The 18,764-nt window shown below is 61.2% G+C and carries 19 protein-coding genes; 9 read left to right on the top strand and 10 right to left on the bottom strand.

Annotation, left to right across the window (positions count from 1 at the left end; all coding sequences use genetic code 11):
• Window positions 1-1,176: a M20 aminoacylase family protein gene (locus B2J69_RS11780; RefSeq protein ID WP_081139480.1), complete on the top strand. Its 1,176-nt coding sequence runs from the start codon at window positions 1-3 to the stop codon at window positions 1,174-1,176.
• 74 nt (window positions 1,177-1,250) lie between these two features.
• The gene (locus B2J69_RS11775) at window positions 1,251-2,297 is read left to right on the top strand and encodes an SDR family oxidoreductase (RefSeq protein ID WP_081139479.1); all 1,047 of its coding nucleotides are present in this window, start codon (window positions 1,251-1,253) and stop codon (window positions 2,295-2,297) included.
• A gap of 49 nt (window positions 2,298-2,346) precedes the next feature.
• Here the strand turns inward: B2J69_RS11775 and B2J69_RS11770 are convergent, their stop codons facing one another.
• The 4 genes from B2J69_RS11770 to B2J69_RS11755 all read right to left on the bottom strand — a co-directional run bounded on the left by B2J69_RS11770 (window position 2,347) and on the right by B2J69_RS11755 (window position 6,742).
• Window positions 2,347-3,642, bottom strand: a complete 1,296-nt coding sequence (locus B2J69_RS11770) for a CitMHS family transporter (protein WP_081139478.1) — start codon at window positions 3,640-3,642, stop codon at window positions 2,347-2,349.
• Window positions 3,643-3,932: 290 nt separating this feature from the next.
• On the bottom strand, window positions 3,933-5,063 hold the full coding sequence (locus B2J69_RS11765) for an L-dopachrome tautomerase-related protein (RefSeq protein WP_081139477.1): 1,131 nt from the start codon (window positions 5,061-5,063) through the stop codon (window positions 3,933-3,935).
• 12 nt (window positions 5,064-5,075) lie between these two features.
• A complete protein-coding gene (locus tag B2J69_RS11760) occupies window positions 5,076-5,768 on the bottom strand; it encodes an RraA family protein (protein ID WP_081139476.1) in 693 nt (230 codons plus the stop codon).
• Window positions 5,765-6,742 carry a hydroxyacid dehydrogenase gene (locus B2J69_RS11755; RefSeq protein WP_081139475.1) on the bottom strand — a complete coding sequence of 326 codons (978 nt, stop codon included), beginning with the start codon at window positions 6,740-6,742 and terminating at the stop codon, window positions 5,765-5,767. Before B2J69_RS11755 ends, B2J69_RS11760 begins: the two co-directional genes overlap by 4 nt.
• Window positions 6,743-6,836: 94 nt before the next feature.
• Here B2J69_RS11755 and B2J69_RS11750 point away from each other — a divergent pair, with 94 nt between their 5' ends.
• From B2J69_RS11750 to B2J69_RS11720, 7 genes are all read left to right on the top strand, one after another.
• Entirely contained in the window at window positions 6,837-7,724 is an 888-nt protein-coding gene (locus tag B2J69_RS11750) for a LysR family transcriptional regulator (protein WP_081139474.1), read from the top strand.
• Between the two features lie 107 nt (window positions 7,725-7,831).
• A complete protein-coding gene (locus B2J69_RS11745; RefSeq protein WP_081139473.1) occupies window positions 7,832-8,245 on the top strand; it encodes a DoxX family protein in 414 nt (137 codons plus the stop codon).
• A gap of 45 nt (window positions 8,246-8,290) precedes the next feature.
• Window positions 8,291-8,950 (top strand): sugar dehydrogenase complex small subunit, encoded by a 660-nt coding sequence (locus tag B2J69_RS11740; RefSeq protein ID WP_081139472.1) that lies wholly within the window; start codon window positions 8,291-8,293, stop codon window positions 8,948-8,950.
• On the top strand, window positions 8,947-10,539 hold the full coding sequence (locus tag B2J69_RS11735) for a GMC family oxidoreductase (protein ID WP_081139471.1): 1,593 nt from the start codon (window positions 8,947-8,949) through the stop codon (window positions 10,537-10,539). Before B2J69_RS11740 ends, B2J69_RS11735 begins: the two co-directional genes overlap by 4 nt.
• Window positions 10,540-10,541: 2 nt before the next feature.
• A complete protein-coding gene (locus B2J69_RS11730) occupies window positions 10,542-11,918 on the top strand; it encodes a cytochrome c (protein ID WP_081139470.1) in 1,377 nt (458 codons plus the stop codon).
• Window positions 11,899-12,372, top strand: a complete 474-nt coding sequence (locus B2J69_RS11725; protein WP_081139469.1) for a GlcG/HbpS family heme-binding protein — start codon at window positions 11,899-11,901, stop codon at window positions 12,370-12,372. Before B2J69_RS11730 ends, B2J69_RS11725 begins: the two co-directional genes overlap by 20 nt.
• Window positions 12,373-12,620: 248 nt before the next feature.
• On the top strand, window positions 12,621-12,854 hold the full coding sequence (locus B2J69_RS11720; protein ID WP_081139468.1) for a hypothetical protein: 234 nt from the start codon (window positions 12,621-12,623) through the stop codon (window positions 12,852-12,854).
• 18 nt (window positions 12,855-12,872) lie between these two features.
• Here the strand turns inward: B2J69_RS11720 and B2J69_RS11715 are convergent, their stop codons facing one another.
• The 6 genes from B2J69_RS11715 to B2J69_RS11690 all read right to left on the bottom strand — a co-directional run bounded on the left by B2J69_RS11715 (window position 12,873) and on the right by B2J69_RS11690 (window position 18,651).
• Window positions 12,873-13,073 (bottom strand): hypothetical protein, encoded by a 201-nt coding sequence (locus B2J69_RS11715; protein WP_081139467.1) that lies wholly within the window; start codon window positions 13,071-13,073, stop codon window positions 12,873-12,875.
• A gap of 54 nt (window positions 13,074-13,127) precedes the next feature.
• A complete protein-coding gene (locus B2J69_RS11710; RefSeq protein ID WP_081139466.1) occupies window positions 13,128-13,610 on the bottom strand; it encodes a MarR family winged helix-turn-helix transcriptional regulator in 483 nt (160 codons plus the stop codon).
• 170 nt (window positions 13,611-13,780) lie between these two features.
• Complete coding sequence (locus tag B2J69_RS11705) at window positions 13,781-16,048, bottom strand: xanthine dehydrogenase family protein molybdopterin-binding subunit (protein WP_081139465.1); 2,268 nt, start codon at window positions 16,046-16,048, stop codon at window positions 13,781-13,783.
• Window positions 16,049-16,072: 24 nt separating this feature from the next.
• Complete coding sequence (locus B2J69_RS11700; RefSeq protein ID WP_081139464.1) at window positions 16,073-17,065, bottom strand: FAD binding domain-containing protein; 993 nt, start codon at window positions 17,063-17,065, stop codon at window positions 16,073-16,075.
• Entirely contained in the window at window positions 17,062-17,550 is a 489-nt protein-coding gene (locus tag B2J69_RS11695; protein ID WP_081139463.1) for a (2Fe-2S)-binding protein, read from the bottom strand. Before B2J69_RS11695 ends, B2J69_RS11700 begins: the two co-directional genes overlap by 4 nt.
• Before the next feature lie 195 nt (window positions 17,551-17,745).
• Complete coding sequence (locus tag B2J69_RS11690; protein ID WP_081139462.1) at window positions 17,746-18,651, bottom strand: LysR family transcriptional regulator; 906 nt, start codon at window positions 18,649-18,651, stop codon at window positions 17,746-17,748.
• Between the last annotated feature and the right edge of the window lie 113 nt (window positions 18,652-18,764).

The raw sequence follows: 18,764 nt of genomic DNA, 5'->3' as shown, positions 1-18,764 counted from the left end.
ATGTTGATCAAAGAGATCCTCGACCATGAAGCAGAGATGATCGCCATTCGTCGCGATTTTCATCAGCACCCGGAGTTAGGATTTGAAGAGTATCGCACCAGCCAGCGTATCGCCGAGCTGCTGACGGCGTGGGGATATGAAGTGCATCGCGGGCTGGGCGGCACCGGCGTGGTCGGCACCCTGAAAAACGGCAGCGGCGGCAAACGGCTGGGCCTGCGGGCTGATATGGACGCGCTGCCGATGCAGGAGCTGACCGATCTGCCCTGGCGCAGCACGGTACCGGGCAAAATGCACGCCTGCGGGCATGATGGTCACTGCGCCATTCTGCTGGCGGCGGCGCGCTATCTGGCGGAGAAACGCCCTTTTTCCGGCACGCTGCATCTTATTTTTCAGCCTTCCGAAGAGTCGGTCGGCGGCGCACGACGCATGATGGAGGATGGCCTTTTTACCCTGTTTCCCTGCGATGCGATTTTCGGCCTGCACAATATGCCGCTGCTGCCCGCTGGCGCGTTCGTCACCAAAAGCGGCGCGCTGATGGCCTCGTCCGACAGTATGACCATTACCCTGCAGGGCAAAGGCGGCCACGGCTCGACGCCGGAAAACTGTATCGATCCCATTGTTGCCGGCGCGGCGATGATTATGGCGCTACAGACCATTGTGTCGCGCAATGTGGATCCGCAGGATGCTGCGGTGGTGACGGTCGGCAGTTTGCAGAGCGGCGCCACCCACAATATTATCCCCGACCACGCGGTGCTGAAGCTGAATATGCGCACCTTCAGCGAAACGGTGCGCCAGGCGGTGAAGGCACGCATTGAGACGCTGGTGCGCGCTCAGGCGGAAAGTTTCGGCGTCACCGCCACCCTTCAGCCCGACTTCGGCTATCCGGTCACCGTCAACCACGCGGCGGAAACAGCCTTTGCGCTGCAGGTGGCGCGCGACACCTTCGGCGCCGAACGCGTGGCTGACCCGCAACAGGTAAAAAGCGTGATGGGCAGCGAGGATTTCGCCTTTATGCTGCAGGCCTGCCCTGGATGCTATATCTGGCTGGGAACCGGAACCGGCGAGAACGACTACGCGGTGCACCACCCGCTCTATCAGTTTAACGACGCCTGTATTTCCACCGGCGCGACCTACTGGGTGCGGTTAACGGAGGCGTTTCTGCGTCAGTCGTCCTGACGCTATTTTCCGCTGGTTTTCGCACAGGCTTCTACGATTAAGGGTCCCTATGCTGAATTCAGACGGAGAGAAAAATGAGCAACAGGCACGTTCTTTTGGTGGGCGCCAGCGGCGTTGTCGGCTTTGCCGCGCATGACGCCTTTCACCTGGCGGGCTGGCGTATTACTACGCTGGGCCGCTCACCGCATAGCCCGCACGCTTCGCCCCATCTCAGCGCCGACTTGTCCTCTTCAGAGGATCTCAACCGCCACCGTCACGCCTTTGAATCGGTCACCCATATCTTTTATGCCGCCCTGCGCCAGGATGCCAGCCCCGGCGTAGAGGCGGATATCAACGCGCTGATGTTTGAAAACCTCATCGCGGCGGTGCGCGCCTCTGGCTCGTCGCTGAAGCAGATTATTTTCATTCAGGGTGGCAAGGTTTACGGCGCCCACCTGGGCGTCTACCGCACGCCGGCGCGGGAAGAGGACAGCCGCCATTTTCCGCCAAACCTCTATTTCCGGCATGAAGACTATGCCAAAAAAATCGCCGACGAAACGGGTATTGGCTGGACGGCGCTGCGCCCGGATATCGTCATCGGCCACTCTTTCGGCTCGCCGATGAATCTGGGCAATTTGATTGGCGTTTACGGCACGCTGTGTCGTGAATCGGGCACCGCGCTGCATTTTCCGGGTCCCGACGCGGCGTGGCGCAATACGCTGGTGAATATCACCGACAGCCGCATTCTCGGCCAGAGTGCTATCTGGGCGGCGGAACAGGAAAAATATGGTGCCTTTAACATCACCAACGGCGACGTTTTCCGCTGGAGCCACGTCTGGCCGAAGCTGGCTGAGTGGTTCGGCGTGCCGGTCGGCGAAGCGCAGCCGATCTCGCTGAGCGAGCGTCTGAGCGCGCTTAAGCCGCTCTGGGCGTCGATTGCCGACCGGGCGCAGCTCAAAGAGCGCGATATCGATCGGCTGGCGCTGGGCGGCTTCGGCGACTTTATCTTTCACGTTGAGAAAGATGCGATCTTCGACGTCACCAAAGCGCGTCAGGCGGGCTTTAACGGCATGATCAAACGTTCCGACGAGGTGCTGATTGCGCATCTCGACGCCATGCGCAGCAGCCAGCTGATCCCCTGAGACTGGCCTGACAGCATCGCGCTGTCAGGCCTCGGCCGGGATTCCGCTATTAACCGGCGTTCTGATAAAAAGGAAACGCGCCCAGCAGCAAACAGCTGGCGAAAAACACCATGCTGGTGATAAATGACCAGCGCAGGGTAAAGCGCTGCGTCTGCGCGTAATCGAGCTTCAGCATCCCCACCAGCAGATAGGTCGAGGCCACCAGCGGGCTTAAAATATGCACCGGCTGTCCCACCAGCGCGGCGCGCGCCATCTCCACCGGTGCGATACCGTAATGGCCCGCCGCCTGCACCAGCACGGGCAGCATGCCGAAATAGAAGACGTCGTTGGAGACCAGCCAGGTCACGGGCACGCTGATCAGGGCGGTGATCACCGCCAGATAAGGCCCCAGCGCGGCGGGAATGATATTAACAATCGCCTGCGCCAGCGCATTCGCCATGCCGGTCCCGGCGAAAATGCCGGTAAACACCGCCGCCGCGAAAATCAAGCTGGCAACGGCGAGGATGGCGGGCGCATGCCGCGCCAGCTGCTCCTGCTGCTGACTGAGACGGGGAAAGTTGACCAGAAACACGATCGCCGTCGCCAGCATAAACAGGTAGGCCATCGGCACGATATCCAGCACCAGCAGGGTAATCAACGCCACGGTAAGCGCCCAGTTGGTCCAGAAACGCCAGGGGACGCAGGGCTTCTCCTCTAATACGATATCGTGCTTTTCCGACGTATCAGGATGCCAGCCGAGACGTTTGCGTTCATGACGTCCCAGTATCCACGCCATGATAAACGTCCAGACGACGCAGGCGAGCAGCGGCAGTAATAGCGGAACGAACAGCGTGCTGGTTTCAGCATGAACGGCGGTGGCCGCGCGCGCCGTCGGACCGCCCCAGGGCAGCATATTGCCCAGCCCGGTGCACTGCAGCAGCAGGCAGGCGACTTTCAGCGTCGACAATCCCGCGCGCTGATAAATCGGCAGAAAGGCGGCGAGCACGATCATATACACCGTCGCGCCGTCGCCATCCAGCGCCACCAGGAACCCCAGCAGCACGGTGCCGGTAAATATCTTTACCGGATCGCCGTCGACCGCCGAGACGATGCGGCGGATAACCGGATCGAACATGCCTGCATCCGTCACGCTCATAAAATAGAGCATGGCGAAAATCAGCATCACGCCGGTCGGCGCAACGGTGCGCAAGCCTTTTATTACCATATCGCCCGTTTCGGCGCCAAAGCCGGCCACCAGCGCAAAAAAGGTCGGCACGATAATTAAAGCGGTTAGCGCGGAGAGTTTTTTGGTCATTAATAAACCAATAAACAGCGCTATCATGAGCAGACTGACGATCAGCAGCATAGTTTTATCCTGTTGCAGGGACATTGCGCGTTTGTCAGCGACAAACGGGAAACGTATCGGAATTTAAAAAGGAAACAGCCAAAGCAATTATTATTAGTAAGTCACTATATTTCATAAAAACAGCAACTTAAGCAACCAGTAAGAAGGTCGTCACTGTGCGCTGATTCATGTTTTTTATAAATTTAAAATGACGTCGGGTGATAATAAACAGGCGTGAAACTTAATAAGAAAAATTTTATTTCTCTCTTGCCGACTGTTTATTATTGGGCCCGCGCGTGCGGGCCGGTTAATTAATGATGATCGCGCGGCGAAGGCTGCAGCGGTAAATTGAGTCGATAAAGTTTCACCGGGTATTCGACGGTAGAGGGCTTTCCGCCGGTGGTCGCTGGCGTGCGGTTGATCTGCGCGGAAGGCATCCACAGCGCGCCCTGCGAAATCCACATCGCATCGATCCAGACCAGACGCGGATCCTGCACCACTGTGCTGACTTCGCCCTGCGGCGTGATGCGCTTTATCGCGCGGGTATTGATATCCGAGGCGTAAAGATTGCCGTCCGCGTCTATCGCCGTGCCGCCCGTGCTCCAGGTGTCGACAAATTTTTGCGCATGGCGCGCCACTTCGTCGCCCGACAGCGAGGCGTCATTCAAGTAGCGCGTTTCGATGCGTGCCATCGGTCCAGGGATCGCCTGGTAATAGAGCCATTTACCGTCTGGCGACACCTCCAGCTGATCCAGCCCGACCCGCTTTTCCCGGCCGTCGCGCAGAAAGAGTTTTTTGCCATCTGCATAGATAGGCTGATGGTCAATCGAGAGCGGATGGTTATCCAGCACGCGCCAGCTTTGACCCGATTTCAGATTCAGCACCACCAGGCCCACCGCACCCGGATCGGTGATATAGGCGAAATCACCGTTGAAGCGCACATCGTCGAGATAGCTTTCCGCTTTCAGCGTCGGCGCCTTTAACAGGTAGCTCGCCACCACTTTGCGGCTGTGAATATCAATGCGCACCAGCTTAGCGCCCTCTTCCACCGCCTTATCGCCGGTTCCGATGCCTTTATTGCCGGCATCCATTACCCAGAGGTCGCCGTCCGGGCCAAAGCGCAGCGCGTTAACGTGCAGAAAATGCTGCGACGGATGCTGCGCATCCCAGCGGTTCCACTCTTCATCGGGCCAGGCTTCAAGCTGGCCGTTCTTCACCTCGACCAGCTGCGGGCCCGCCCCTTCCGACTGCGTCAGCGACGCGAAAATACGCCCTTCAGGACTGACGGTGACGCCATTCCAGACGCGCGGCGAGGTCTCGACCTGCTGCAGTCGGCTATCCTGTTGAGTCGGCAGCGTCACCGGCAGGCGATCCTGCGCGCCGGCCTGACCAGTCACAAGCATTGCCGCCAGCAGCGACATTATCCTGGTGCCTTTTTTCATCTTTCCTCTCCTTTACAGCGGGCACCCTTTGGCGCGCAACACGGCGTTGAAACGCTCGGGATCGGCGGTTCCGCTGCGGTTGGTTTCACGGATGCGCGCTTCGCGCTGCTCATGTTCGCGCACGCGCGGCAGCAACGCAGCCAGCTGCGACTGCGGGATACTGATCACCCCGTCGGCGTCGGCCACGATCAGATCGCCTGGATTCACCACCAGGCCCGCGCACTGGATGGTGACGTTGATTTGGCCTGGCCCCTCTTTGCTCGGACCGCGCAGCGTATTGCCGCGCGCCCAGAGCGCCACGCCGCCTTCGGCCCACTCATTGACGTCGCGAATGGCGCCATCGATCACAAAGCCGGCAATTTTTTTGGCGATGGCGGAGGTGCGCATCAGCCCGCCGATCAGCGCCTGGGTCAGGTCGCCGCCGCCGTCGATCACCAGCACATCCCCTGGCTGCGCCATTTCAATCGCCTTGTGGATCATCAGGTTGTCGCCGGGACGCACCTTCACCGTCAGCGCCGGGCCGCACAGCACATGCTGCGGATCGTTATGCCAGGCCTGCAGCCCCAGCGCGCCGCAGGAGCGGCCCATGCAGTCGCCGATATTGGGTACCGGCAGGCGGCGAAAGGCGTCAATAGTCTCTGCATCAGGCAGCGTATCGCGCTGTCCGATAAAGTAGCCGGCTGGCCAGGTGTCAGATGGGGTCATGAATGCTCCTTAAGTACCGCGCGGTTAACACAGGTGCGCGGATCGACCGCCGCACCCTTGAGAAAGTCGAGACACTGGCGCGCCGCGAAGAGGGCGACCTTATCCAGCGCTTCCGGAGTGGAGCCGCCAATATGCGGCGTCATCACCAGGTTAGTCAGGCTGCGGAAAGGGTGATCGGCGGGCAGCGGCTCCACGGCGACGGTATCGAGCCCGGCGGCAAACAGCTGACCGCTGCGCAACGCCGCGTCCAGCGCCGCTTCGTCAATCAGTTCGCCGCGCGAGGTATTGATCACCAGCGCGCCGGCCGGCAGCAGCGCCAGCGTTCGGCTGTTCAGCATCTGGCGCGTGGCGGCGTTGACCGGGCAGTGCAGGCTCAGCACCTGACTCTGCGCCAGCAGCGCGTCGAGGGATTCAACCTGCTCATCGGGCGAGAGGTCCTGCACCTGCGCCGCCGGATCGTAAAAGCGCACCCGCATGCCCATCGCCCGGGCGATGCGCGCCACGCGCTGGCCAATCTCGCCCATGCCCACCAGACCCAGCGTTTTTCCGCTCAGCTCCATGCTGCTGCCGTTGCGCGTCCAGCGACCCTGCGCGATCTCCTGCTCAAGCCAGCTGATGCGCCGCGCCGCGCTGAGCATCAGGCCCAGCGTTAGCTCCGCCACGGACTGCGCGTTGGTGCCGGGCGTGGTGAACACCGGAATGCCGAAGGAGGTCGCCGCCTCCACGTCGATATTGGTCACGCCGACGCCATGCTTGCAGATCACCTTCAGCGTCGGACAGGCGGCAATCGCCGTGCGGCTGAGGGTAACGGTGCGCGAAATCACCGCGTCGAACGGGATGCGCGCCATCAGCGCCTCGACCTCGGCCGCATCCTGGCTGTCGCGCAGGTAGTGCACCTCGCACCCCGCTTCCGCCAGTGCGCGTTCGCCTCCGGCGCCCAGAACAGGCGCGGTCATCAGAATAGTCCAGCTCATGTGTTACTCCCTTGTTAATTTTCATCTAGCCTGGCAGGATGAAACGATAAATAGTATTCCGCTTATTTTATTAATCGATTCCTGAGAGGAATAAATGGAGCTGAAGGATCTGACTTACCTGCTGGTGGTGCGCGAAACGGCGCATCTGGGCAAAGCCGCGCAAGCCCTTGGTATCACCCAGCCCGCGCTGACCAAATGCATACAGCGCCTGGAAAAATCGTGCGCGACGCGGCTGATTTTGAAGATCGGGCGCGGTATCAAACTGACGGAAGCGGGGTTGCTACTTTGTGAACGTGCTCAAAAAGTGCTGCACCTGATGCAGGTCACACAGCAGGATCTCAAGGCGCTGGGATCGGGCGCGGCGGGCGTGATCCGCCTCGGCGTAGCCGCGACCGCGGCGGAATTCATGCTGCCCAATCTGACGCGCGAGCTGCTGCAGCACGCCCCTTCGGTGGTGCTGGAGGTGCAGGTCGGCCTGAACGATCTGCTGCAGTCGCGGCTGCGGGAAAACAAGCTGGATTTGATCCTCGGCTTTTTGCCTGACGACAATCATGAGTTCGTCACCCGGCCGCTGACGGAAGATCCGGTGGTGGTCGCGGCGAGCAGTTTTCATCCGCTGGCGGGCGTGCACCCCACGCCTGAGCAGCTGGACCGCTTTCAGTGGCTGCTGCCGTCGCCGCAGGTCGCCACGCGCCAGTGGCTGGAGCAGCGTCTGCGCAGCGGCGGCTACGCTCCGCCGCGCGTGCAGATGGAAAGCAATACGCTGTCGCCGCTGCGTCAGGTGCTGGCCCAGACCCACCTGCTGAGTTTTCTCTCGCGGCGGCTGCTGCAGGAGGATATGACGCAGCACGCGCTGGTGGAAATCCCGCTGCCGCTGGTGATGATGCCGCGCACCTTCGGCTGGCAATATCGTTCGCTCAGCGAGCTCTCCCCAGCCGCGCGTCTGCTGGTGGATCTGGCTGAAAAACGCTGGCAGTGGTAAGGCGTATTTCTGACGCGGTGAAATTACTCACCGCACAAAATGTCAAAAAAAACTTTCTGGACAAAGCCTATTTTAAAAATAAGAACACTTACCCCTAATAAATAAAAATGCGAAAAGTAAAAAACAGCATCTGGGCATTATCGCGCCTGTTTGCGGTCGGACTTTTTTTCACCTCCGGCCTCGATAAAATAACGGGCTATGAAGAGAATTTAATTTTCATGCGCGAGCATGGTGTATCGGCTTATTTTTTACCCTGGGTTATCCTGCTGGAAATTGCTGGAAGCATCTGTATAACTCTCGGATTTGTAACGCGTTTTATCAGTGCATTTCTGGCTGTCTTTTCTGTTACTTCCGCCCTGTTATTTTATCCTGAATATTCACATGCGCACCTGATGGTCTGGCTAAAAAATATCTCCTGCTGCGCAGGGTTTTTAATGCTGCTTATTCACGGCGCCGGCGACTGGAGCGTCGATAACTGGCTTAAATCTTTTTTCAAAAACAATAAGCGCGTCTCAATTTAAATAAAAAGTCGTTATTTTCTTTTACCTGCCCTACCCGGAGCCAATATGAACAGGCGTACCTTTCTGCGCATGATGCTTGCATCAGGCATCATCATAAGCGTGCCCGCTACCGGCGCATCGGCCCTGTTTGCCGATGAACCGGCCGAGACGTTTCACGTGGTCAGTCAGATGTTAACCGGGCGACAGCAGCTGGATGCGGCCATCAGCCAGCGGCTCTATGCGCTGCTCGCCGCCCAGAACCCGCATTTTTCCTCACGGCTGACCCGGCTGGCGCAACGGCTGGGGCGCAGCGGCGACCTCACTCCCGAGGCACGGCTGGCGGCACTTTCCGACGAGGATGTGGAAACCGCGCTCGCCGTTATCACTCCCTGGTACCTAGGCTATACCGGCAATCCGGCCACCACGCGCGCCACGGACGATGCGCACTTCGTCAGCTTTCTCTCTGCGCTGATGTATGAACCCACAGCCGACGTCACGCCGCGCCCCTCTTATTCGCAGCGGGGCAGCGACTACTGGCAGGCGGTGCCGGAAGGCGTCACGGCGCCGCCGATGCCGGCCAATATTCATGTCTGGGGCAAAGCGTCGCCGCGCGCGGCGTCGCATATTCCCGAGCCGCAGCCCGCGTGGCTGGCGATGGTCGAAGGTCGCGCCAGGACCTGGCAGGACGCGCAGCGCCTGACGCGCGGCGAAGGCGGTGACGCATGAGCCAGTTTGACGCCGACGTGGTGATTATCGGCTCCGGCGCGCTGGGCGCTAACGCGGCATATCAGCTGGCGAAAGCGGGCAAGTCGGTGATTATGCTGGAAGCGGGCCCCTATATCCCGCGCTGGAAAGTGGTCGACAACTATCGCAACAGCGCCAGCAAGCGCAACTGGTGCGCCCCCTACCCTAACCTGCCCTGGGCGCCCAACAGCTACAGCGAAGGCTATATCGAGGCGCAGGGCGACGACGATTTTCACTATGTCACCAGCTTCCTGAAAGTGGCGGGCGGCAGCACCCGCCACTGGGCGTCCGCCTGCTGGCGGCTGTTGCCCAACGACTTCAAGCTGAAAAGCGTTTACGGCGTCGGCCGCGACTGGCCCATCGCCTACGATGATCTGGAGCCCTGGTACCTGCGCGCGGAGCGCGAAGCGGGCGTGGTCGGCACGGCAGAGGAGGATCAGAGCGGTCAGGGACGCGACGCCTGGCCGCCGCGCTCCGCGCCCTATCCCCTGCCGCCGGAAGCGAAGCCCTACATGGTGCAGCGTATGCAGGCGAAACTCGGCCCGCTCGGCTATCAGGTGATCCATGAGCCGCACGCGCGCGTGTCGCGTCCCTATGACGGTCGCCCCGCCTGCGCCGGCAACAATAACTGCGAGCCGGTTTGCCCTATTGGAGCGATGTACTCCGGGGATATGCACGTGGATAAAGCGGTGGCGCGGGGCGTCGACCTGCGCACCGAGTCGGTCGCCTGGAAGCTGGAGAAAGGCGCCGGCAACCGGATCGTCGCGGTGCACTACCGCAAACCTGACGGCAGCGACGTGCGCCTGAGCGCCAGGGCGTTCGTGGTGGCCGCGCACGGGCTGGAAACCCCCAAGCTGCTACTGATGTCTGGGGTGGCGAACAGCTCCGATCAGGTCGGCCGCAACCTGATGGATCACACCGGCCTGAGCATGACGTTTCTGGCTGACGAACCGCTGTGGACGGGCCGCGGCTCGGTGCAACATGGCAGCATCGTCACGCGGCGCGATGAGCCGAGTCGCGCGCAGCACTCCGCCATCCGCTACTCGCTGCGCAACCTGGTGCCAAATATCGACGTCACGCCCTCCCTGCTGAAGCAGGGCCTGATGGGACGCGAACTGGAGGCGGCGATACGCGACCGCGCCTCACGCGTCATGAACATCAGCACCATGAGCGAAACCCTGCCCAGCCCGACGAACCGGGTGATCCCGCATCCCACGCGGCGCGACGGCGCCGGCCTGCCGACGCTGCAGGTTAATTATCAGCTCGACAGCTATGTGCGCGGCATGCGGCCGCAGGCCTATCGCGATTTCGCCAATTTTCTGATGGCGTTCAACGGTGAGATGGTCGAAGCGCCGACCGGCTGGCGTAACCAGTACCACATTATGGGCACCACCATTATGGGCGATAACCCGCGTGACTCGGTGGTCGATGCGCACTGTCGCTGCTGGGATCACGCCAATCTGTTTATCGCCTCTACCGGCGTAATGCCGACCTCCGCCACCGTTAACCCGACCCTGACGGGCATCGCGCTCGCGCTCCGTCTGGCCGACACGCTGATTCAGGAGCTGTGAACATGCGAACAGCGACTTTGCTTCTGCTGTTTTTCTCTGCGCTGGCGCAGGCGCAGCCCGACAGCGCCACGCTTAAACGCGGCGAGTATCTGGCCATCGCGGGCGACTGTTCCGCCTGTCATCGCAACCCCGACAACGGCAACGCGTTTTCCGGCGGCTATCGCATCTCTTCGCCGCTGGGCGATATCTTCGCCACCAATATCACCCCGTCGCGGGTGAACGGTATCGGCGACTACTCGCTGGCGGACTTTCGCCGCGTGATGCGCGAGGGGCGGCGTCGCGACGGCAGCTATCTCTATCCCGCCATGCCCTACACCGCCTTCGCCTCGCTGACCGATGAGGATATCGCGGCGCTCTACGCCTGGTTTATGACCGCCGTGCCCGCAGACGATCATGCCGTGCCCGCCACGCAGCTGCCGTTTCCTTTCTCGATGCGGTCGATGATGGCGGTCTGGAACGCGCTGTTTCTGACGCGGGAGGATCTCGCCAGCGCCAGCGCGGATGAGAGCAGCGAGGCGCGAGGCGAGTATCTGGTCAAAACGCTGGGGCACTGCAGCAGCTGCCATTCGCCGCGCAACCTGATGATGGCGGAGAAGAGCGACGCTTTCCTGCGCGGCGGCGAGGTGGGCAGCTGGCAGGCGCCCGACCTGACGCAGGCGCATCTCTCTCACTGGTCGGCCGCCGATCTGGCAAGCTATCTGAAGAGCGGTTCGCTGCCGGGCAAAGCCGTGGCGGCGGGCGAAATGGGCACCGCTGTCGAGAACTCTTTTTCCCGCCTGACCGACAGCGACCGAGCCTCAATAGCGCGCTATCTGATGACGCTGGGCCAGCCAGCCGCCGCGACGACCGTGCCGCGCGCTGCCCCGGCGCGCGCGCTGACACCCGTTGAAACCGGGCCCGCCGCCACGCTTCACGAAGCGATCGGCGGCGAGCGCATGAGCGGCGCACAGCTCTACAACGCGGCCTGCGCCAGCTGTCACGGCGCGGAAGGCGAAGGCAGCCGTGATACGCCGCCGACGTTTCCCAGGCTGACCGGCACCTCGGCGGTGATGAACCCTAATCCTGCCAACCTGATTATGACCGTGGCTGAGGGCGTCGACCGCACCACCGCGGCGGGCCACGCCTTTATGCCCGCCTTCTCCAGCCAGATGAGCCGCGCCGAGCTGACGCGCCTGCTGGATTATGTCTCAACGCAGTTCGGCGTCGCCGACCAGCACATCAGCGAAGAGCAGGTGACGCAAACCTTGCGGCATCCTCGTCATTCCCCCTGGCTGCAGCGCGCGCCCTGGATAGCAGCAGGCGCGATCCTGCTGCTCTGCCTGGCGCTGTGGCGCTATCGTTCCCATAAAAGGAGTCAACATGAAAATCGCCCTCTGTAGCACCCTCTGCGCGCTGGCCGCCTTGCTGAGCGCCACGGCCGGCGCCACGCAGACGCAAACCATCCTCGACGCGGGCGATGCGCAGCGCATTATCGCCCGCGCGCAGCAGCAGGCGCAGACGCTGAACGCGCAGGTCTGCGTCGCGGTGCTGGATCAGTCCGGTCAGCTGCTGGCGTTTACGCGTATGGATAACGCGCCGCCGGGCTGTATCGACTCCTCGATTAAAAAAGGACGGGCGGCAGCGCTCTATCGCACCGCTACCGACAAGTACATGGCGCGCGCCAACGGCGACGAGCCGGCGATCGCCACGCTGCCCAACGTGGTGCCGCTGGGTGGCGGCGCGGTGGTGAAAATCGCCGATCGCGTGGTGGGCGCGGTGGGTGTAAGCGGCACGGCAAACCCGGATGAGATCGCGATTGCCGCCGCGGGCAGCGACGCGCTGGCGCATCCTTAAGCTGCCTCGACGCCAGCCCGCCTGTGAAGGAGCCTGCAAGGCGGGCTGGCGCAGCGACATAAGGAAACCGCGCCCAGGGCGGTTAAAAAAATTCAAAAGGCAAACAGACGCTAAAATTGATAAGCTTGCTCGGCGCAGGGAGACTAACGGAAAGGTTGTCGGGCTAATGGCTTTGGCCAGCGCATAATAAAACAAGAGTGGCGTTTCAGCCTGACTTATAGATCCACCTCTAAAGATATGATGACAATATGAGCACAAACCACGACGACAAGCTGGCCAATATTCTGATGGGCGAAGCTATTATGGCGCTGTTAGAGCAGGGATCGCCGGTTTACGCTGAACAGGTAAAGGCAAAGTTACTGGCGATGGCGGCCTCAGAGCGCAGCGCCATTAGAAAACAGGCCTGCCTGCGCGCCATCGACGAGCTGCCCGGCGCCGACCCGCGTAACGCCGCGCCCGAAAGTGACAGCACCGTTCACTGACGCCGCAAGCCGTCAGGTCTACATTTTTTCCGCCACGAAGCGCGCCGCACCTTCATACTCTTTCTTTAATCGCGCATCTGCCGACTGCGCGGCATGCTGTTTCAGCTGCGCGCTGAGCGCGGCCAGTTCAAGGGGACGACCCGCCTGAAGCATTAACGCGGCCACCTGTCCGATGGCGGCGTGAATATCGTCCAGACTCTCTGTTTTTTCAGTGATCACAACGTCATCTTCCCTACGGGTCATTATGGCACTCTGTTCGTCATGTCCGGTGGATCAGGGGGTCGCCTTAATCAGCTTCTGCCGCAAGGTCGCGACTCTGCCGGTCAAATCGGACAGCTCCTCAATCGGCGTATCCATCACGGAAATCATATCCGCCGGCACGCCAGCGGCCGCGGTTTTAAGTTCTTGCCCCGCCTGCGTCAGGGTGATCAACACTCTGCGTTCGTCGTGGCCGACATCGCGGCGGCGCTCGATCAGCCCCGACTGCTCCAGCCGTTTCAGCAGCTGGCTGAGGGTGCCTGAATCAAGATGAACGCGCGCGCCCAGTGCCGACACGGTGACATTGTCGGTCTCCCACAGCGCCAGCAGCACCAGGTACTGAGGATAGGTCAGCCCCAGCGGTTTCAGCCGCGACTGGTAGAGTTTGGTCATCGCCAGCGACGCGGAGTAGAGTGCGAAACAGAGAAACTGATCCACTGTTACGGGCGCATTGCCTTCCTCGGCCCCGCCGCAGGTTTGCGGTAATTCTTCGTTCATGATGTCGCCATCTAATCTGGTTTCTGGAGAACGACGCAAAACGTGACGCGGCGCAATCCGTTTCGGCGGTGATAATATTGAATCAAATTAAATTGATGTCAACCTAATAGCGGGGAAAAGTCTGCGCTTGCAGCGGCAAGGGGCGATGCAGTGCGCACCGCCCCGCTGGTTTAGTCGATAAGCTTATCCAGCGACAGAGGCAGATCGCGCACGCGTTTGCCGGTGGCGTGATAGACCGCGTTGCTGATAGCCGCCGCCATGCCCACAATACCCAGCTCGCCGACCGCTTTACCACCCATCAGGGTGGCGTGGTGGTCAGGCTCGCCAACGTCGATGGTGACGATCTCCGGCACGTCGGCGTTTACCGCGATCAGGTAGTCAGCCAGGTTGTTGTTGATCACCCGCGCGTTGCGCGGATCGATCACCCCGCCCTCCAGCAGCGCCTGGCCCAGCCCCATCACCATGCCGCCGATCCACTGGCTGCGCGCCAGCTGCGGATTATAGAGGCGGCCGCTGTCAAAGGCGGAGACCATTCGCTTGACCCGCACGGTGCCGAAATCTTCGTCTACCCGCACTTCGACGAACTGCGCGCCCCAACTGTGGGCGGAAAACGCCTCTGGCCGCGTCATCTTCGACATCGAATGCACCGCCTCATCGCGATCCTCTTCGCTCTCATCCTGAGAGAAGGTGCCGGAGAGCACTGACAGGGTCAGCGAATCGTTCAGCTTCACCAGCTGGTCGTAGCGGACCGCGCGTTCGGGCTGATTTTTCACCACGACCGCGCCGTCGCGCAGCACCAGGCCGTCGCGCGCCGCCTGAAACAGCGGCGAACCGGGCGATTCGGTCGCCAGGGTAAAGAGCTTCTCGCGCATCGCCTCCGCCGTTTTGTGCACCGCCGCGGTGAGGTTGCCCGCCAGCTGCGAGCCGCCCGCCACGCCGGCGCGCGGCAGATCGGTGTCACCCAGCTCAACGCGAATGCTTCTGGAGGGGATCTGCAACACCTCGGCGGCGGTCTGCGCCAGAATGGTATAGGTGCCGGTGCCGATATCCGCGCCGGCGCTCTGCACCACCAGGCTGCCGTCACTGTGGAAAATCAGTTTCGCCTCAGCAGGCGAACGGCTGACCGGATAGGTGGCGGTCGCCATGCCCCAGCCGATCAGCTCGCGCCCTTCCCGCATCGAGCGTGGCGCCATGCTGCGTTTCTCCCAGCCAAACGCCTCGGCGGCGGCGGCGTAGGCCTCTTTCAGACGGCGCGTGCTCCAGGGCGCATTGAGCTGATAGTCGTGATCGGCCCAGTTGCGCAGGCGAAACTCCAGCGGGTCGATGCCTAGCTCACAGGCCATTTCGTCCATCGCCACCTCCAGCCCGAAGGCGCTCGGGTTTTCTCCCGGCGCGCGCATCCAGCCCGGCGTCACGGTGTTGATCGCCGCGACGTAGTGGCGCGAATAGACGTTCGGCACGGCGTAGAGCCGCCCCGTTACTTTATTGGTGCCCTCGGCGAAGGTATCGATCAAGGAGGTATCGCTCAGGCCGTCGTGGATAATCGCCAGGATTTTGCCGTCGCGCGTGGCGCCCATCTCCAGATTCTGGATGGTGGCCGGACGGCCGCCTAAGCCGGTGAAGGTCTGCGGGCGCGTCAGGGAGACTTTAATCGGCCGCCCCAGCGCGCGCGACGCGACGCAGGCAAGCGCCACGTGGGTATAAGGCACCGGCTTAGAGCCGAAGCCGCCGCCCACGTAGGGGGAAATAATGCGCACCTGGCCGACGTCGATGCCCAGCCACTCGGCGATCTCGGTCTGCGCGCCCATTACCCACTGGCTCGGCTCCCAGACCGTCATCTTCTCATCCTGCCAGCTGGCGATGCAGGCGTGCGGCTCCATCGGCACGTTATACTCGCGCGGCGTGGCGTAGCGCCCTTTAATTTTCACCTCTGCCTGCGCCATCGCCTGATGCGCGTCGCCGAGGTCGATATTAGTGGCGCTGTTCTCTTTGCGCTCGGCGCGCGGATCGTCCGGATAAATCAGCGCTTCGTCAGTCTCATATTCGGTCTCCACCAGGCTGGCGGCCCAGGTCGCTTGCTCAAAGGTTTCCGCCACCACCAGCCCGATGTTCTGGCCGTTATGGATGATCCTTTCATCCTGAATCGGCGTATAGGTAGACTGCGCCGCGCCGCCGTCGGCAATGCGGGTAGGTTTGTTGATCTTCAGGCTGTTGAGATGGGTGTAGACCGCCAGCACGCCCGGCGCCTGACGCGCCTTTTCCGTCTCCATGCGGATAATGCGGCCGCTGGCGACGGTGGACTGGATCACCACGCCGTGCACCACATTTTCCGGCTGGTGCTCCACAGCATAGGTGGCCTGTCCGGTCACCTTAACCGTGCCGTCGCCGCGCTCGCGCTTTTCGCCCAGCGCCTGATAACTTTTTTCTGCCGTATCCATTCACTGTCCTCTCTGTTCGGCCGGTTAAGCCATTCCGCCCGCTTTCATCAGCGCGCGAGCGATGGCGCGCGGCGCCAGCAGTTTTTTATGCTGATTTTGCGGCAGCAGCTCGGCGTCCTGCACCACCAGCTCGGCGGCGCGTCGCAGGATTGCCTCGTCGAACGGCTGGCCTCGCAGCGCCCCTTCCACGTGGCGCGCGCGCCAGGGTTTGGTGGCCACGCCGCCGACGGCGATGCGCAGATCGCGGATGCGATCCCCATCCAGCTCGATGCCGACGGCCGCGCTGGCGGCGGCGAACTCGTATGAGCTGCGGTCGCGCACTTTCAGATAATGGGAATGGTGCAGCGCAGGGGTAAGCGGCAGCTCCACCGCGACGATCATCTCATCCGCCGCCAGGTCATGCTCCAGATGCGGCGTCTGGCCTGGCAGCAGGTAGAACTCGTCAATGGGAATGCGGCGCTCGCGCTGCGCGGCGTTGCGCACGATCACCACCGCATCGAACGCGGTCAGCGCCACGGCCAGATCACCAGGATAGACCGCAATGCAGCTCTCGCTGGTGCCGAGAATGGCATGGTTGCCGTTGACGCCGTCGCGCGCGGCGCAGCCTGAGCCGGGCTGACGTTTATTACAGGCGGAGAAGGTGTGCGGATCGCGAAAATAGACGCAGCGGGTGCGCTGCAGCAGGTTGCCGCCAATGGACGCCATATTGCGCAGCTGAGGCGAGGCCGCCTGCCACAGGCTGTCGTAGATGGCGGGCGCGACGCGGCGGCATTCAGGGTGATTCTCCACCTCGCTCATGCGCGCCAGCGCGCCGATGCGCAGCGTCTCCTTGCTAAAGGCGATCTCGCGCATCTCTGTCAGCGCGTTGATGTCAATCAGCGCCGCGGGCTGTTCGACGTCGCACTTCATTAGATCGATCTGGGTGGTGCCGCCCGCCAGAAACCGGCTGCTGTCGCGCTGTTTCTGGCGCAGCGCCTCCTCCGCGCTGCCTGCGGCGACATAGTCGAAAGGATTCATGTCGCCTCCTTGCTGAGATCGGCCGCCGCCTGCTGAATGGCGTCGACGATGTTGGGATAGGCGCCGCAGCGGCAGAGATTGCCGCTCATATATTCGCGGATTTCGTCCGCGGAGCCGGCGTGGCCTTCGTCGATGCAGGCCACGGCGGACATAATCTGTCCCGGCGTGCAGTAGCCGCACTGAAAGGCGTCATGCTCCAGAAAGCGCGCCTGCACCGGATGCAGCGAGCCGTCCGGCTGCGCCAGCCCTTCGATGGTGGTGACCGACTGGCCGTTGGCCTGCGCCGCCAGCGTCAGGCAGCTCAGCACGCGTTTTCCGTTGATATGCACCGTACAGGCGCCGCACTGACCCTGGTCGCACCCTTTCTTGGTGCCGGTGAGCGTCAGATGCTCACGCAGCGCGTCAAGAAGCGTGACGCGGGGATCGACCAGCAGCGTATGCGGCTGCCCGTTGATCTCCAGTTGCAAACGTAAATTTTCAGACATAGCTCTTTTCCAGTATTTAACGGGGTTTAAAAGGGGACGTCATGCACGTTATGAGGGGATGAATTGTGGTGTGCAGTCGATTAAGTCTAGACGGCTAAGCGAAAGCGGGGTTGTCTGTTTCTGGAAATATGTTGCCTGTTTGTCGCGACAGGCGATTTTAGCGGCGGTTTGACGCCCGGTTTATTTTAACGATGCCTATAAATGGTCGGTAATTGATTCATTTTCATTCAGCAAGGCGATCATTTCCGCCACGCGCGCGTCCTGGTTTCCTTTTTGCCACGCCATGCTCAGCGGCAGTCCTTTAATAGCGGGCGGCAAGGTCAGCTGAATAAAGCGGACATTTTCGCTATTCATATCTTTATATAACGACGGCACGATGGCGACGCCCAGACCGGCGCCGACCAGACTTAAAATCGTCTGTTTTTCTTCGGCGAACTGCGCGATATGCGGCGTTAATCCCGCCTGTCTGAACAGACTCATCGTCAGCTCATGGCTGTGCGGACGAGCGCGACGCTCGGCCACGATCATCGGCTCATGCCTGAAATCCTCCACCGTCACCGCCGCATGACGCGCCAGCGCGTGGCTGACCGGCACCGCCAGCACGCAGCTTTCCTGAGCGATAAAGCGCACCTCGAGCGACGCGTCGAGACTGTGCGGCGCGCGAATAAAAATAAGGTCCAGCCAGCCCGACTTCAGTTTGGGAAGTAAATTAATGGTTTTGTCTTCGATAATATGAATATCCATCTGCGGGTGGCGCGGCACAAATAAGTTGAGCAGGGCGGGCACAATGCCGCGAGCGGCGCTGTCGATGGCGCCAATACGCAGCGTGCGGCGATCGTCTTTCAATCCGCCTTTAAAGCGTCGCGCCAGCGCATCGAATTGTTCGATTAACCGGCTCGCCTCTTCAAAAAAAATGGCGCCCTCTGCCGTTAATGCCACATTGCGCGTCGAGCGGTTGAGCAGGCGAATTCCCAGCTCCTCTTCCAGCAGCCGAATAAAGCGAGAAAGTGACGCAGGCATCATTTCCATTTTTTGCGCTGCCCGGCCGAAATGGAGCTCCTGACCGACCGCAACAAAACAACGTAGCTGATTTATATCCACTTTCTTCGCGCCTCTGCATTATTCAAATAGTTTATATAATCCAGCCGTAATGATCTGACCAGGCAAATCCGCATACTGAACCCGATTACAAAAAAATAACACCCTACACCAAT

The sequence above is a fragment of the Pantoea latae genome, from assembly GCF_002077695.1.
In the GTDB taxonomy this organism is placed as follows: Bacteria; Pseudomonadota; Gammaproteobacteria; order Enterobacterales; family Enterobacteriaceae; genus Pantoea; species Pantoea latae.
The sequence above is the reverse complement of the archived record's forward strand: the minus strand, read 5'-3'. Positions and strand labels throughout refer to the sequence as shown.

What these genes read in the sequence shown, in the direction of transcription:
- B2J69_RS11705 (WP_081139465.1), bottom strand. Translation starts at nt 16,048, where the DNA reads ATGGATACGGCAGAAAAAAGTTATCAGGCGCTGGGCGAAAAGCGCGAG.
- B2J69_RS11695 (WP_081139463.1), bottom strand. Translation starts at nt 17,550, where the DNA reads ATGTCTGAAAATTTACGTTTGCAACTGGAGATCAACGGGCAGCCGCAT.
- B2J69_RS11710 (WP_081139466.1), bottom strand. Translation starts at nt 13,610, where the DNA reads ATGAACGAAGAATTACCGCAAACCTGCGGCGGGGCCGAGGAAGGCAAT.
- B2J69_RS11725 (WP_081139469.1), top strand. Translation starts at nt 11,899, where the DNA reads ATGAAAATCGCCCTCTGTAGCACCCTCTGCGCGCTGGCCGCCTTGCTG.
- B2J69_RS11745 (WP_081139473.1), top strand. Translation starts at nt 7,832, where the DNA reads ATGCGAAAAGTAAAAAACAGCATCTGGGCATTATCGCGCCTGTTTGCG.
- B2J69_RS11730 (WP_081139470.1), top strand. Translation starts at nt 10,542, where the DNA reads ATGCGAACAGCGACTTTGCTTCTGCTGTTTTTCTCTGCGCTGGCGCAG.
- B2J69_RS11775 (WP_081139479.1), top strand. Translation starts at nt 1,251, where the DNA reads ATGAGCAACAGGCACGTTCTTTTGGTGGGCGCCAGCGGCGTTGTCGGC.
- B2J69_RS11735 (WP_081139471.1), top strand. Translation starts at nt 8,947, where the DNA reads ATGAGCCAGTTTGACGCCGACGTGGTGATTATCGGCTCCGGCGCGCTG.
- B2J69_RS11750 (WP_081139474.1), top strand. Translation starts at nt 6,837, where the DNA reads ATGGAGCTGAAGGATCTGACTTACCTGCTGGTGGTGCGCGAAACGGCG.
- B2J69_RS11760 (WP_081139476.1), bottom strand. Translation starts at nt 5,768, where the DNA reads ATGACCCCATCTGACACCTGGCCAGCCGGCTACTTTATCGGACAGCGC.
- B2J69_RS11770 (WP_081139478.1), bottom strand. Translation starts at nt 3,642, where the DNA reads ATGCTGCTGATCGTCAGTCTGCTCATGATAGCGCTGTTTATTGGTTTA.
- B2J69_RS11765 (WP_081139477.1), bottom strand. Translation starts at nt 5,063, where the DNA reads ATGAAAAAAGGCACCAGGATAATGTCGCTGCTGGCGGCAATGCTTGTG.
- B2J69_RS11720 (WP_081139468.1), top strand. Translation starts at nt 12,621, where the DNA reads ATGAGCACAAACCACGACGACAAGCTGGCCAATATTCTGATGGGCGAA.
- B2J69_RS11700 (WP_081139464.1), bottom strand. Translation starts at nt 17,065, where the DNA reads ATGAATCCTTTCGACTATGTCGCCGCAGGCAGCGCGGAGGAGGCGCTG.
- B2J69_RS11780 (WP_081139480.1), top strand. Translation starts at nt 1, where the DNA reads ATGTTGATCAAAGAGATCCTCGACCATGAAGCAGAGATGATCGCCATT.
- B2J69_RS11740 (WP_081139472.1), top strand. Translation starts at nt 8,291, where the DNA reads ATGAACAGGCGTACCTTTCTGCGCATGATGCTTGCATCAGGCATCATC.
- B2J69_RS11755 (WP_081139475.1), bottom strand. Translation starts at nt 6,742, where the DNA reads ATGAGCTGGACTATTCTGATGACCGCGCCTGTTCTGGGCGCCGGAGGC.